The 12,987-nt window shown below is 58.8% G+C and carries 15 protein-coding genes; 10 read left to right on the top strand and 5 right to left on the bottom strand.

Going from position 1 to position 12,987, the window contains the following annotated elements:
- Positions 1-1,830 (bottom strand): hypothetical protein, encoded by a 1,830-nt coding sequence (locus ACSSVC_RS31200; protein ID WP_346635985.1) that lies wholly within the window; start codon positions 1,828-1,830, stop codon positions 1-3.
- Positions 1,831-1,991: 161 nt separating this feature from the next.
- Between ACSSVC_RS31200 and ACSSVC_RS31195 the strand changes: the two genes are divergently transcribed.
- From ACSSVC_RS31195 to bamJ, 3 genes are all read left to right on the top strand, one after another.
- Complete coding sequence (locus tag ACSSVC_RS31195; protein WP_015637095.1) at positions 1,992-2,480, top strand: TIGR00645 family protein; 489 nt, start codon at positions 1,992-1,994, stop codon at positions 2,478-2,480.
- Between the two features lie 133 nt (positions 2,481-2,613).
- A complete protein-coding gene (locus ACSSVC_RS31190) occupies positions 2,614-2,919 on the top strand; it encodes a DUF6482 family protein (RefSeq protein WP_446440429.1) in 306 nt (101 codons plus the stop codon).
- 128 nt (positions 2,920-3,047) lie between these two features.
- Positions 3,048-3,665, top strand: a complete 618-nt coding sequence (gene bamJ / locus ACSSVC_RS31185; RefSeq protein ID WP_346635987.1) for a BamJ family beta-barrel-assembly machinery protein — start codon at positions 3,048-3,050, stop codon at positions 3,663-3,665.
- A gap of 89 nt (positions 3,666-3,754) precedes the next feature.
- Here bamJ and ACSSVC_RS31180 read toward each other — a convergent pair whose 3' ends face one another.
- The 3 genes from ACSSVC_RS31180 to ACSSVC_RS31170 all read right to left on the bottom strand — a co-directional run bounded on the left by ACSSVC_RS31180 (position 3,755) and on the right by ACSSVC_RS31170 (position 5,659).
- On the bottom strand, positions 3,755-4,024 hold the full coding sequence (locus ACSSVC_RS31180; protein WP_123724468.1) for a PA4570 family protein: 270 nt from the start codon (positions 4,022-4,024) through the stop codon (positions 3,755-3,757).
- Positions 4,025-4,227: 203 nt separating this feature from the next.
- Positions 4,228-4,569: a zinc ribbon domain-containing protein YjdM gene (locus ACSSVC_RS31175; RefSeq protein WP_016967028.1), complete on the bottom strand. Its 342-nt coding sequence runs from the start codon at positions 4,567-4,569 to the stop codon at positions 4,228-4,230.
- A 121-nt stretch (positions 4,570-4,690) separates the two neighbouring features.
- Complete coding sequence (locus ACSSVC_RS31170; protein WP_123724469.1) at positions 4,691-5,659, bottom strand: polyprenyl synthetase family protein; 969 nt, start codon at positions 5,657-5,659, stop codon at positions 4,691-4,693.
- A gap of 263 nt (positions 5,660-5,922) precedes the next feature.
- Here ACSSVC_RS31170 and rplU point away from each other — a divergent pair, with 263 nt between their 5' ends.
- The 5 genes from rplU (at position 5,923) to ACSSVC_RS31145 (ending at position 9,729) form a co-directional block, all read left to right on the top strand.
- Complete coding sequence (gene rplU, locus ACSSVC_RS31165; protein WP_007924746.1) at positions 5,923-6,234, top strand: 50S ribosomal protein L21; 312 nt, start codon at positions 5,923-5,925, stop codon at positions 6,232-6,234.
- A 35-nt stretch (positions 6,235-6,269) separates the two neighbouring features.
- On the top strand, positions 6,270-6,527 hold the full coding sequence (rpmA, locus tag ACSSVC_RS31160) for a 50S ribosomal protein L27 (protein WP_003228360.1): 258 nt from the start codon (positions 6,270-6,272) through the stop codon (positions 6,525-6,527).
- 194 nt (positions 6,528-6,721) lie between these two features.
- Entirely contained in the window at positions 6,722-7,945 is a 1,224-nt protein-coding gene (gene cgtA, locus ACSSVC_RS31155) for an Obg family GTPase CgtA (protein WP_123724470.1), read from the top strand.
- 184 nt (positions 7,946-8,129) lie between these two features.
- On the top strand, positions 8,130-9,248 hold the full coding sequence (proB, locus tag ACSSVC_RS31150) for a glutamate 5-kinase (protein WP_492611847.1): 1,119 nt from the start codon (positions 8,130-8,132) through the stop codon (positions 9,246-9,248).
- A 19-nt stretch (positions 9,249-9,267) separates the two neighbouring features.
- Positions 9,268-9,729, top strand: a complete 462-nt coding sequence (locus ACSSVC_RS31145; RefSeq protein ID WP_346635988.1) for a CreA family protein — start codon at positions 9,268-9,270, stop codon at positions 9,727-9,729.
- 112 nt (positions 9,730-9,841) lie between these two features.
- On the opposite strand, the gene rpsT is transcribed toward ACSSVC_RS31145, so the two are convergent.
- Positions 9,842-10,120: a 30S ribosomal protein S20 gene (gene rpsT / locus ACSSVC_RS31140; protein WP_016967023.1), complete on the bottom strand. Its 279-nt coding sequence runs from the start codon at positions 10,118-10,120 to the stop codon at positions 9,842-9,844.
- A gap of 251 nt (positions 10,121-10,371) precedes the next feature.
- On the opposite strand from rpsT, the gene murJ reads away from it, so the two are divergent.
- The gene (murJ, locus tag ACSSVC_RS31135) at positions 10,372-11,910 is read left to right on the top strand and encodes a murein biosynthesis integral membrane protein MurJ (RefSeq protein WP_346635989.1); all 1,539 of its coding nucleotides are present in this window, start codon (positions 10,372-10,374) and stop codon (positions 11,908-11,910) included.
- Positions 11,911-12,038: 128 nt separating this feature from the next.
- A complete protein-coding gene (gene ribF / locus ACSSVC_RS31130; RefSeq protein WP_346635990.1) occupies positions 12,039-12,983 on the top strand; it encodes a bifunctional riboflavin kinase/FAD synthetase in 945 nt (314 codons plus the stop codon).
- Positions 12,984-12,987: the final 4 nt, after the last annotated feature.

Genomic DNA, 12,987 nt, shown 5'->3' with positions numbered 1-12,987 from the left:
CTAGGGGGCCGGAGGCGCCGACTCGGCTTTTTCGAGTTTGACCTCGAAGCCGTATTCCACAGTGTCGAGCTCGCTGCGGGTGTAGCTTTCCAATTGGCTGGGCTGGCCGTAGAAGTAGTGCACATCGAACAAGGCCGGACCGTCGGCCGAGGCGCTGTGGCTGCTTGCAAGAATCTCCTTCAAGTATTGGCCGCTGGCGTCCTTGGCATAGAAGCGCCAGGCGTCAGCGGGAAAGAGTTTCTGATCGACGATCAAGGCGTTGCCCTTGAGTTCGAGGCCTTTGGGCAGCTGTTGAGCGTTGATGCTGCTCTTCTCGATGGTGGCCAGGAACAGAGGAATGGAGCCCACGGCGTAGGCGGGGGTTTCCGGAAAAAGGTTGAGGTCGTAGGTGATGACGCTCCGCAATGGATCGATGTCGAAGGCTTCGTCCGGCAGTTCGATCGGTTCGCCCCTCTGGCCCTTCTCGTTCTGGGTGAAGAAGGTCAGCGGGGTATTGCTGGTGCTGAACTCCGAGCCCAGCAACTCGTCATTGAAGGTTCGTGGATGGCTGAACTCGATACGCGCCGCGCTGGCATCTTCCACCGACTGGCTGATGGTCACGGATTTTTTCAGTGACTCTTCGTCCAGCTGTGCGCCCTTGAGGTAGTGGGTGGCTTGATCGTCATAGACCACCACCGGCATTGGCAGCGGTTGAATATTCCTGTCGGTGGTATTGCGGTCGAAACGATGTACCGGCAGGTCAAGGTCCTTGCGCGTCACACTGGCCTGGGAGAAATCCAGTACTGCGACCTCCAGCCGATCCACCAGGCCATTGAAATACACCTTGGCGTAATGATTGGTGTGTTGTTGGTCGAAGACCTGTTGCTCGTCCTCCAGTTGTTTTTCGAATGCCTCGCTCCACCCCTTCTGCTTTTGCATCTCGGCCAACTGCTGTCTGTAGAAGGCAATCTGCTGGGCACTTTCGTTGATCGAGCCGGCGCGGGAAAGAATCTGTCCACTGCTGTCGCGGGCCTGGGTCAGCAAGGGATTGAGGGAAGCATCGTTGGCTTCTTCGGGAAGGGGGGCGCTATTGCTCAGCTCGATCTCGGCGACGTTCCTGTCCAGTGTCAACAGGGTCAGGCGGATATTGCCGTCCTGGCGCGGTTTGCCGATGTCGGCCCTGGTCAGTTCAAAATCGAGTACCCGACCTGGGGCTATCACCTCCAGCTTGCCTTGCAGGGAAACCGGCTGCGGTTGGTTCTTGTTGTCCACCTCCAGGCCCTCGATGAAGGGGTAGGTGATGGTCAAGTCATCCGGATTGGTCAGGTTGGAGCTGGAAGGGCTTAGCTGGATACCCGGATCGGTCTCTGACCATTCGGGTTGGAAGGGGATGACTTTTTTGTTGCTGAGGGTCACCGACTGCCATTCCAGGCCGTGGGGAAACGGGAACTGTGCGGGCATGTTGAAGCTGAAGGGGAAGACTGGCTGCAGATCGGTCAAATAGTCGGAGCTGGAGGATTTGCGCAGTACGAACAGACCGTTGACGTAGGTGTCCACCAGAGCTTGGGCGGTGGGGTAGTGCTTGAGCAGGGCCAGGCTGTCGTCGCCGTATTCGGTTTCCAGTGGCTTGCTGTCGAGCTTGAGCTGTGCCCGTTCCAGCAGCAGAAGGGAGCCGCCAAGATCGGCGATGGCGTCCTTGAGCTTAGGGTCCTGGATGGCATCCAGCGACTGTTCAAACTGTGCGGTTTTCTCTTCGAGGCTCGCCTGTTTCTTTTCGTCGCTGGGGGAACAGCCGCTGATCAGCAGCGCCAGACCAAGGCCGACACTGGCCAAAGGCAATCGCACATCCATTTCCAGTCTTCCTGTCCAATGTCGGTGAGCGTTAGCAATGGCTTCGACACTAGCAGAAAAAACCACCGGAAAAACCCGTGGGTCAGGTGATTGTCTGTGGTTTATGGGGTTTTCGGGCGCTGATATACTCGCCGCCGTTTTTACACCGGGTGCGAGATTCAATGGAACGTTTTATCGAAAATGCAATGTATGCCTCACGCTGGCTGCTGGCGCCGATCTACTTCGGTTTGTCCCTGGGCCTGCTGGCACTGGCATTGAAGTTCTTCCAGGAAGTCTTCCACGTCATTCCCAATGTGTTTTCCATGGCTGAGTCCGACCTGATCCTGGTGCTGTTGTCGTTGATCGACATGGCGCTGGTGGGTGGCCTGCTGGTGATGGTGATGATCTCCGGTTATGAGAACTTCGTGTCGCAACTGGACATCGACGAAGACAAGGAGAAGCTCAGTTGGCTGGGCAAGATGGACTCGTCGTCGTTGAAGATGAAGGTGGCCGCGTCCATCGTGGCGATTTCGTCGATCCACCTGTTGCGAGTGTTCATGGACGCCAAGAACACCCCCACCGAATACCTGTTGTGGTACGTGGTGATTCACATGACGTTCGTGATTTCGGCGTTTGCCATGGGTTACCTGGACAAGCTGACCAAGCACTGACAGGTCCCGCTGCTTGATTGAATGCCGCCCGGCCGTTGCGAAACGGACGGGCGGCGTTGTTTGTGGCTTGTGCTTTTCCTGGCTGGGGCATATGCCTGTAGCTGTCAGGGCTGTAAAAGCACGAGGTGCGCTCATGAACCTGCAGGAAATGAATGCCTACGCTATTGCCGGAAAGGTCGACGAATTGAACCTGATCTCCCTGGAGGGCGGGATCTATCTGCTTGAGGCGCGCATGCATGGGGCGGCTTATCCTCTGAGTGATGCCCAGGGCCAGATGTTTCATCTGCGCTCTGTGGAGCATGCCCGTGAAGTCCTGCAGTCCTTTCCCAGGTTGCCGTTCAACCTGATTCACACCTCAGTGCATGACGAGATGTGTGGTTTGTCCGCGGGTGTCGAGGAAAGCCTGAAAGTGCCCATCACCTTGCACTCGGGGGGGTAAGGCCCTGTACGGCGATGATCCGTGCCGGGCTTCTGTGCTAGTCTGCTCGCCCTTTTGATTCCGGGCGCTCCGGGAGGCGCTGTGTTCCTGCGGCCTTTCCCGAGCCGTCCGCACAGCGGAGCAGTGTCATGTCCGAAGTAAATCTGTCCACCGACGAAACCCGCGTCAGCTACGGCATTGGCCGTCAGTTGGGCGACCAACTGCGCGACAACCCTCCACCGGGCGTGAGCCTGGACGCGATCCTCGCGGGTCTGACTGATGCTTTCGCCGGTGAGCCAAGCCGTGTGGGTCAGGAAGAGATGTCCGCGAGCTTCAAGGTCATCCGCGAAATCATGCAGGCTGAAGCCGCTGCCAAAGCCGAAGCTGCTGCAGGTGCCGGTCTGGCCTTCCTGGCAGAAAACGCCAAGCGTGAAGGCATCACCACTCTGGCTTCCGGCCTGCAATTCGAAGTGCTGACCCAGGGCGATGGCGCCAAGCCATCTCGTGAAGATAGCGTGCGTACTCACTACCACGGCACCCTGATCGACGGCACTGTATTCGACAGCTCCTACGAGCGCGGCCAACCTGCTGAATTCCCGGTAGGCGGCGTGATCGCTGGCTGGACCGAAGCGCTGCAACTGATGAACGCCGGTAGCAAGTGGCGTCTGTACGTGCCGAGCGAACTGGCTTACGGCGCACAAGGCGTGGGCAGCATCCCGCCGCACAGCGTTCTGGTGTTCGACGTCGAGCTGCTGGACGTTCTGTAACCTGTGTAGGAGCCAGCCAGCTGGCGATGACGGTAGCGCATTGCACTTTGTTCATCGCCAGTTAGCTTGCCCCTTCATCGGCTTGGGTTTCATAGACGGATCTTTGCGCTCAGGCTGTGGCCATCGGTTCCGGTCGGCCGCAAGGCTCTGGCGTAGCAGAACAAAAACAGGTTGCGCACCAATTCCTTGAGTACCAGCGGTTCGCTGGAGCTCAAGCCGTTCAGGTCCAGATCTCCCTGGTCCTGCAGCTCGCTCAGGGCTTCCTCTTCCAGTACCGCACAGACTTCCCCGGTTTCCCGATGCAGGATTCGCAGGTAAGGGTGTGGGCGGTCCAGCCAGGCATCAATCAAATAAGTCATGGTCGTTATCTCCTTGAATGGGGTTCAATGAGAATAATTCTTATTCAATGAATAGCAAGTGCCTATTGGCGGTTTCTGTCTTTTTCTGTGTAGAAATTGTTTTCGATCAAATCGACTGGCTTTGTGCTAGCAAGTGCTTGGATCAAGTGGGGCGGGGGGATTGGGGGGTACCCTCTCGCGGCGGGCGCGAGAGGGGGTAGGCATCACACTTTGCGGACGAACTCGGATTTGAGCTTCATCGGGCCGATGCCATCGATCTTGCAGTCGATGTCGTGGTCGCCATCGCACAGGCGGATGTTCTTGACCTTGGTGCCGACCTTGACCACCAGGGACGTGCCCTTGACCTTGAGGTCCTTGATGACGGTGATGGTGTCGCCGTCTTGCAGCACATTGCCCACTGAATCTTTTTTCACGGCTTCATCGGATGCGGCCTCGGCTTCGCCACTGGCGGACCACTCGTGGGCGCACTCAGGGCAGATCAGCTGGGTGCCGTCCTCGTAGGTGTATTCGGAATTGCATTTTGGGCAGGGTGGCAAAGTGCTCACTTAAGCTCCTCAAAGTCAGGATGGCTAAAAAGCGCACATTGTATAGGGTTTTGTTGGGGAGGGGGGCGTAGGGAGTTTCGTCGGTGGCCCGGCTCCTACGGGTCAGTAGGAGCCGAGGCTGTCAGTGGGTGCGGGCGACCGCAAATTCACTGAGCTCCACCAGGGCATCGCGATATTCGCTGGGAGGCAGGGCTTCCAGGCAAGTGATGGCACGAGCGACATAGTCGCGGGCCAGTTGTGCGGTGTAGTCCAGGGAGCCCGAGGCTTCAACGGCTGCACGGATGCTTTCCAGGTCTTCGATACCGCCTTTCTGAATGGCCTGGCGAACCAGAGCTGCTTGCTCTGGGGTGCCTTCGCGCATGGTGTAGATCAGCGGCAGGGTGGGTTTGCCTTCCGCCAGATCGTCACCCACGTTCTTGCCCAGGGTTTCGGCGTCGCCACGGTAGTCCAGCAGGTCGTCCACCAGTTGGAAGGCTACGCCCAGGTGATCGCCGAAGGTGCGCAGGGCTTCAGCCTGTTCCGCTGTGGCACCGGCCAGGGCGGCAGCGCTGTGGGTTGAGGCTTCGAAGAGCATCGCGGTCTTGCCGCGGATGACTTCCATATAGGTTTCTTCGGTGGTGCTGGCGTCGCGTACCTTGGACAGTTGCAGGACTTCGCCTTCGGCGATGATCCGCGTGGCCTGGGACAGGATGCGCATGACTGGCATCGAGCCGAGTTCGACCATCATTTCGAACGAGCGAGAGTACAGGAAGTCTCCCACCAGCACGCTGGGCGCATTGCCCCACATGGCGTTGGCGGTCGAGCGGCCACGGCGCATGCCGGACATGTCGACTACGTCGTCATGCAGCAGGGTGGCGGTGTGCAGGAACTCGATGGTGGCAGCCAGCAGGCGCAAATCGTCGCCTTCGCGCCCCAGTGCCTTGCCACACAGCAGCACTAATAAAGGACGCAGGCGCTTGCCTCCGGCCGAAGTGATGTAGTCGCCGATTTTTGAAACCAGCGGCACTCGGGAAGTCAGCTGTTTCTTGATGATGCCGTCGACGGCGCTAAAATCGTCCGCCACCGCGCGGTAGAAAGCTTGGGGTTGCATCAGCGACAGGTGCTCCAGAAGGGTTGCGCGGCATGCTAGGACCCGCGTCCGCAGGTGTCAAGGCGCGGTCCTGGCGGGACTCCGCGCCGCCTGAACGGCACTTGCATCGCTATTGTGCCTTGCGTACAATCGCGCACCCTGAACTTCCTGGGCAGCACCTGCCTTACGCAATTGCACTTGGGCCGTTCCAGCCCCATGCAGCCATGCCAGCCAATACCTCTTCTTATAAAGAGCTGGGTGAGCAGGATTATCGGAGAAATACCATGTACGCAGTAATCGTTACCGGCGGTAAGCAATACAAGGTCGCTGAAGGTGAATACCTGAAGATCGAAAAACTGGAAATCGCCACTGGCGAATCCGTGACTTTTGACCGCGTTCTGTTGGTTGCCAATGGCGACGACGTGAACATCGGTGCACCTGTTGTTGCTGGCGCAACCGTCAAGGCTGAAGTGATCTCCCAAGGTCGTCACGATAAAGTCCGCATCATCAAGTTCCGTCGCCGTAAGCACCACATGAAGCGTATGGGCCACCGCCAGTGGTTCACCGAGATCAAAATCACCGGTATTCAGGCTTAATTTCAGCCTAATTCCTCACTAGGAGAATTGAACTCATGGCACACAAAAAAGCTGGTGGTAGTACTCGTAACGGTCGCGACTCAGAAGCCAAACGCCTTGGCGTGAAGATGTATGGCGGCCAGGTCATCAAGGCCGGCAACATCATCGTGCGTCAGCGCGGCACCCAATTCCACGCTGGCTACGGCGTTGGCATGGGTAAAGATCACACCCTGTTCGCGAAAATCGAAGGCGTGATCAAGTTTGAAGTAAAAGGCGCCTTCGGTCGTCGTTACGTGAGCGTCGTCGCAGCTTAATTGCGCGATCGCTGGAAAAGCCCTGTCTCGCGACGGGGCTTTTTCGTTTGTGGGATGAGTCTCTTGCAAAACTGTTTGTACGAGCTGCCAGCGTTGGATGTTTCGGTCGTTGATTGAGGTCGCTGCGCTCATTTTTGCAAGAGTCTTATGTCTTGGTTTCTTCAGCTCGCCCGTGCGGCGAGAGGCGTTTGATCATGAAGTTTGTTGATGAAGTTTCGATTCGAGTAAAAGCTGGCGACGGCGGCAATGGCTGCATGAGTTTCCGTCGGGAAAAATTCATCGAGAACGGTGGCCCCAACGGCGGTGATGGTGGTGACGGTGGCTCGATCTACATGGTTGCCGACGAAAACCTCAACACCCTGGTGGACTACCGTTATACCCGGCACTTCGATGCCGAGCGCGGCTCCAACGGTGGCAGCACCGACTGCACCGGCAAGAAGGGTGAGGATCTGGAGCTGCGAGTTCCGGTTGGTACCACCATCATTGATGCCGGTACTCAGGAAGTCATCGGCGACCTGACCAAGGCTGGTCAGCGTCTGATGGTGGTGCAGGGTGGCTGGCACGGCCTGGGTAACACCCGGTTCAAGTCCAGTACCAACCGTGCGCCACGACAGACCACGCCGGGCAAACCGGGTGAGCAGCGTGATCTCAAGCTGGAATTGAAGGTGTTGGCGGACGTCGGTCTGCTGGGTTTACCGAATGCCGGTAAAAGTACCTTCATTCGCTCGGTTTCCGCCGCCAAGCCGAAAGTGGCCGACTACCCGTTCACCACGCTGGTGCCAAACCTGGGCGTGGTCAGTGTCGACCGCTGGAAGAGTTTCGTGATCGCCGATATTCCTGGTCTGATCGAAGGGGCTTCCGATGGTGCTGGCCTGGGGATTCGCTTCCTCAAGCACTTGGCGCGTACACGCATCCTGCTGCACCTGGTGGACATGGCGCCGCTGGATGAAAGCAGTCCGGCGGATGCGGCTGAAGTGATTGTCAATGAATTGGTCAAGTTCAGTCCGTCTCTGGCTGAGCGTGAGCGCTGGCTGGTGCTGAACAAGAGCGACCAGATCCTTGAGGAGGAGCACGAGGAGCGCGTCAAGGAGATCGTTGATCGCCTGGAGTGGACTGGCCCGGTGTATGTGATTTCGGCCATCTCCAAGGATGGTACCGAGCGTCTGAGTCGCGACATCATGCGTTATCTGGAAGATCGTGCTGATCGCCTGGCAGCTGACCCGGCCTACGCCGATGAGTTGGCTGAGCTGGATCAGCGCATCGAAGATGAGGCGCGTGCCCAGTTGCAAGCGCTGGATGATCAGCGTGCCCTGCGCCGCAGCGGCGTCAAGAGTGTCCACGACATCGGCGACGATGATTGGGATGAAGAAGATGTGGATGACGAGGACGGCCCGGAAATCATCTACGTCCGCGACTGATCCTGTGGGTGCGGGCTCGCCCGCGAACACGGTTTATCTGGGCGGGCGCGGTGTTATCATCGCTGCCAGCCAGCTCCCAAGGCGCCGCTCATTCGAGCGGCGTTTTGGTATCTGCAAGGCTTAAATACGAATAACCCCATGAGTGGCGCTCGGTCGCGCCGCTCGCTGGCAAAGGTTGAATAAGATGCGGAGCAAGGTGACGGGTGCGCAGCGCTGGGTCGTTAAGATCGGCAGTGCACTGCTGACGGCGGACGGCAAAGGGCTGGATCGCGCGGCAATGGGCGTGTGGGTCGAGCAGATGGTGGCCTTGCATGAGGCCGGTGTCGAATTGGTACTGGTCTCTTCGGGCGCCGTGGCGGCCGGAATGAGTCGCCTTGGCTGGACCGCACGACCGAGTGCGATGCATGAGCTGCAGGCGGCTGCGGCTATCGGCCAGATGGGTCTGGTGCAGGCCTGGGAGTCGAGCTTTGCCGAGCATGGTCGGCATACGGCGCAAATTCTCCTGACCCATGACGACCTGTCGGACCGTAAGCGTTACCTCAATGCTCGCAGTACCCTGCGGGCGCTGGTGGAGCTCAAGGTGATTCCGGTGATCAATGAAAATGACACCGTGGTGACCGATGAAATCCGCTTCGGCGATAACGACACCCTGGCGGCGCTGGTGGCCAATCTAGTGGAGGCTGACCTGCTGGTAATCCTCACGGATCGCGATGGTATGTTCGATGCTGATCCGCGCAACAATCCCGATGCGCGGCTGATTTACGAGGCGCGGGCCGATGATCCGGCGCTGGACGCCGTGGCTGGTGGTACCGGTGGGGCGTTGGGGCGTGGCGGTATGCAAACCAAGCTGCGAGCGGCGCGGCTGGCGGCGCGCTCCGGGGCGCACACCATTATTGTTGGTGGGCGTCTGGAGCGGGTGCTGGATCGCCTGAAGGCGGGGGAGCGCATTGGTACCCTGCTGTCGCCGGAGCGTGGCATGTTGGCGGCGCGCAAGCAGTGGCTTGCCGGGCATCTGCAAACCCGCGGTACCCTGGTGCTGGATGAGGGGGCTGTGTCGGCCCTGTCTCAGGGCAACAAGAGTCTGTTGCCGGTGGGGGTCAAGCAGGTCCAGGGTGGTTTCCGTCGCGGCGAAATGGTGGTGTGCGTGGCGCCTGATGGGCGTGAAATTGCCCGTGGTCTGGCCAACTACAGTGCGCTTGAGGCGCAGAAAATCATCGGTCAGCCCTCTGATGCGATTGTCGGTGTCCTGGGTTATATGGCTGAGCCGGAATTGGTTCACCGCGATAACCTGATTCTGGTGTAAGTGACCTAAGGAAAAGCGAATGCGCATAGCAAAAGGATTGTTGGGTCTGCTCTTGGCGATGCCGCTCATGGTGTCGGCCGAGGAAATTGGCCAGGTGTCCACGGTGTTCAAATTTGTCGGGCCGAACGACCGGATCGTGGTCGAGGCTTTCGATGATCCCAAGGTGGATGGTGTGACTTGTTATCTGTCGCGAGCCAAGACGGGTGGTCTCAAGGGTGGGCTGGGCTTGGCGGAGGATCGTGCCGAGGCGTCCATTGCCTGTCGTCAGGTGGGGCCGATCGCGTTCAAGGGTGAGCTCAAGGATGGTGATGAGGTCTTCAAGGAGCGCACCTCGCTAGTGTTCAAGACCATGCAGGTGGTGCGCTTCCTTGATAAGAAACGCAACACCCTGGTGTATCTGGTTTATAGCGATCGTGTGATCGAGGGTAGTCCGCAGAATGCGGTAACGGCGATCCCGATTCTGCCTTGGCCTCATCAGTGATCTGTTGAGCGCTGGCGAGCCGGCTCCTGGTGGGGGCTGGCTTGTTGTGGTGGGATAAATTGCAGGCAATAAAAAACCGACCCTTGGGTCGGTTTTTTAACAAGCGTGTCGCTTAGGCTGCAGCAGCAAGGTTCAGAGCCTTGATGTGGCCATTCAGACGACCTTTATGGCGAGCAGCTTTGTTCTTGTGGATGATGCCTTTATCGGCCATACGGTCGATAACTGGCACGGCCAGAACATAAGCAGCTTGCGCTTTAGCAGCGTCTTTGGCGTCGATGGCCTTAACTACGTTCTTGATGTAGGTACGAACCATGGAACGCAGGCTGGCGTTGTGGCTGCGACGCTTCTCAGCCTGTTTTGCACGTTTTTTGGCGGAAGGTGTGTTGGCCACCGTCGAGCTCCTCGAAAGACTTTTTGGGAAATAGCAAACAAAATAGGCCGCGAATCATGCCGATGAGTTGAAGTCTTGTCAAGGGCAGCTGATGCGTTCCGCTGAGTGGTCGATCTGAAGAGGCGGGATATTTATTTCCGGCGCTTGACCTGTAAACTCGCGAGCTTTGGCTCTGTGCTGTTGCGGCGCGGAGTATCGCATAAGTGGGCGTCTTTTCGCCTGCTGTTTATCTACAGGCAAACAACCTTTTCATGAACCTGCTCAAGTCATTGGCCGCGGTCAGCTCTATCACGATGCTTTCCAGGGTACTGGGGTTTGTCCGCGATACCATCATCGCGCGCACGTTCGGCGCCGGGATGGCTACGGATGCCTTCTTCATTGCCTTCAAGTTGCCCAACCTGTTGCGGCGAATCTTTGCCGAGGGGGCCTTTTCCCAAGCCTTCGTGCCGATTCTGGCGGAGTACAAGAGTCAGCAGGGGGAGGAGGCGACTCGAACCTTCATTGCCTATGTTTCGGGCTTACTGACCCTGGTCCTGGCCCTGGTCACTGCCCTGGGCATCATCGCTGCACCCTGGGTGATCTGGGCGACGGCGCCGGGTTTTGTCGACTCCCCGGAAAAATTTGCCCTGACCTCCGATCTGCTCCGGGTGACCTTTCCTTATATATTGCTGATCTCGCTGTCTTCCCTGGCCGGGGCGATTCTCAATACCTGGAACCGCTTCTCGGTGCCTGCGTTCGTGCCGACCCTGCTCAACGTCAGCATGATCATCTTTGCGGTGTTCCTGACGCCTTACTTCGATCCGCCGGTCATGGCCCTGGGCTGGGCGGTGCTGGCCGGTGGCCTGGCGCAGTTGCTCTATCAACTGCCGCATCTGAAGAAGATCGGCATGCTGGTGCTGCCACGCCTGAATTTGCGCGATACCGGCGTCTGGCGGGTGCTGAAGCAAATGTTGCCGGCGATCCTCGGGGTCTCGGTGAGCCAGATTTCGCTGATTATCAACACTATCTTCGCCTCCTTTCTGGTGGCCGGTTCGGTGTCCTGGATGTATTACGCCGACCGCCTGATGGAGTTGCCGTCCGGTGTGCTGGGGGTGGCGCTGGGCACCATTCTGCTGCCGACCCTGGCCAAAACCTACGCTAGCAAGGACCGTCAAGAGTATTCGCGGATTCTCGATTGGGGCCTGCGCCTGTGTTTCATCCTGGTGTTGCCGTGCTCCCTGGCGCTGGGCATCCTCGCCGAGCCGCTGACCGTGTCACTGTTTCAGTACGGTGAATTCAGCGCTTTCGACGCGTCCATGACCCAGCGTGCCCTGGTGGCTTACGCCGTAGGTTTGCTGGGGATCATTGTGATCAAGGTGCTGGCGCCGGGGTTCTATGCGCAGCAGAACATTCGCACGCCGGTGAAGATCGCCATCTTTACGCTGATCGTCACCCAACTGCTCAACCTGGCGTTTATCGGTCCCTTGAAGCATGCGGGCCTGGCTCTGGCCATCAGTGCCGGGGCATGTATCAATGCCGGTCTTCTGTTCTATCAGTTGCGCAAGCAGCAGATGTTCCAGCCGCAACCCGGCTGGGGGGGATTCACCTTGAAGTTGCTGCTGGCGGTAGCCGTCATGTCCGCGGTATTGCTGGGCCTGATGCACTTCATGCCGGCTTGGGACCAGGGCCACATGCTCCAGCGTTTTCTGCGCCTGGGCATGCTAGTGGTGGCTGGGGTGGTGGCGTATTTCGGCATGTTGGCACTGCTGGGCTTCCGTTTGCGCGACTTCAATCGCAAGGCCTTGAACTGACGGCTGTTTAGCTACCAGGGCAGGGCAGACATCGGTTTTGTCGGTTCAACCACATTGGGTGCGGTGCTGCCTGTCGTCGGCCGCCGGGTGTGGTTATAATCGACCACTTTATGAGCAAGAAGCGCGTTATGCAGCTGGTTCGAGGCCTCCACAATCTGCGCCCCCAGCATCGGGGCTGCGTCGCCACTATTGGCAACTTTGACGGTGTTCACCGTGGTCACCAGGCTATCCTGGGCCGGCTGCGTGAACGTGCGCTCGAGTTGGGCGTGCCCAGCTGCGTGGTGATTTTCGAGCCCCAGCCGCGGGAGTTCTTTGCCCCCGAGACGGCCCCGGCGCGTCTGGCCCGCCTGCGTGACAAGCTGCAGTTGCTGGCTGATGCCGGTGTCGACCGGGTGTTATGCCTGGCCTTCAACCAGCGCCTGAGCAAGCTCAGCGCCAGCGAATTTGTCGAGCGAATCCTGGTAGACGGCCTCGGTGTACAGCACCTGGAAGTGGGTGATGACTTCCGCTTCGGTTGCGACCGGGTCGGCGATTTCGACTTCCTGCAGCAGGCCGGCGCGACCCACGGTTTTACCGTCGAGGCGGCGCAGACCGTCGAACTCGATGGCCTGCGCGTCAGCAGCACCCAGGTTCGTAATGCCCTGGCCGCTGCCGATTTCGATCTGGCCGAGCGTCTGCTGGGCCGTCCGTACCGGATTGCCGGTCGGGTACTGCACGGCCAGAAACTGGCGCGCCAGCTGGGAACGCCCACGGCCAATGTGCAGTTGAAACGCCGTCGCGTGCCGCTTTCCGGGGTGTACCTGGTGAGTGTCGAGATCGACGGCAAGACCTGGCCCGGCGTCGCCAATATCGGCGTGCGGCCCACGGTCGCAGGTGATGGCAAGGCCCACCTGGAAGTCCATCTTTTAGATTTTGCCGGCGATCTGTATGACCGGCGTTTGACGGTGGTTTTCCACCACAAGCTGCGTGAAGAGCAGCGTTTCGCCTCCCTGGAGGCGTTGAAGACGGCGATCAATGCGGATGTTGCCGCCGCCCGTGCCCAAGTGGCACGTATCCATAGCGCCAATCGCTAATGAA

It is taken from the genome of Pseudomonas sp. E1BtOHC1 (assembly GCF_058744285.1).
This window is presented reverse-complemented; position numbering and strand designations above follow the sequence as displayed.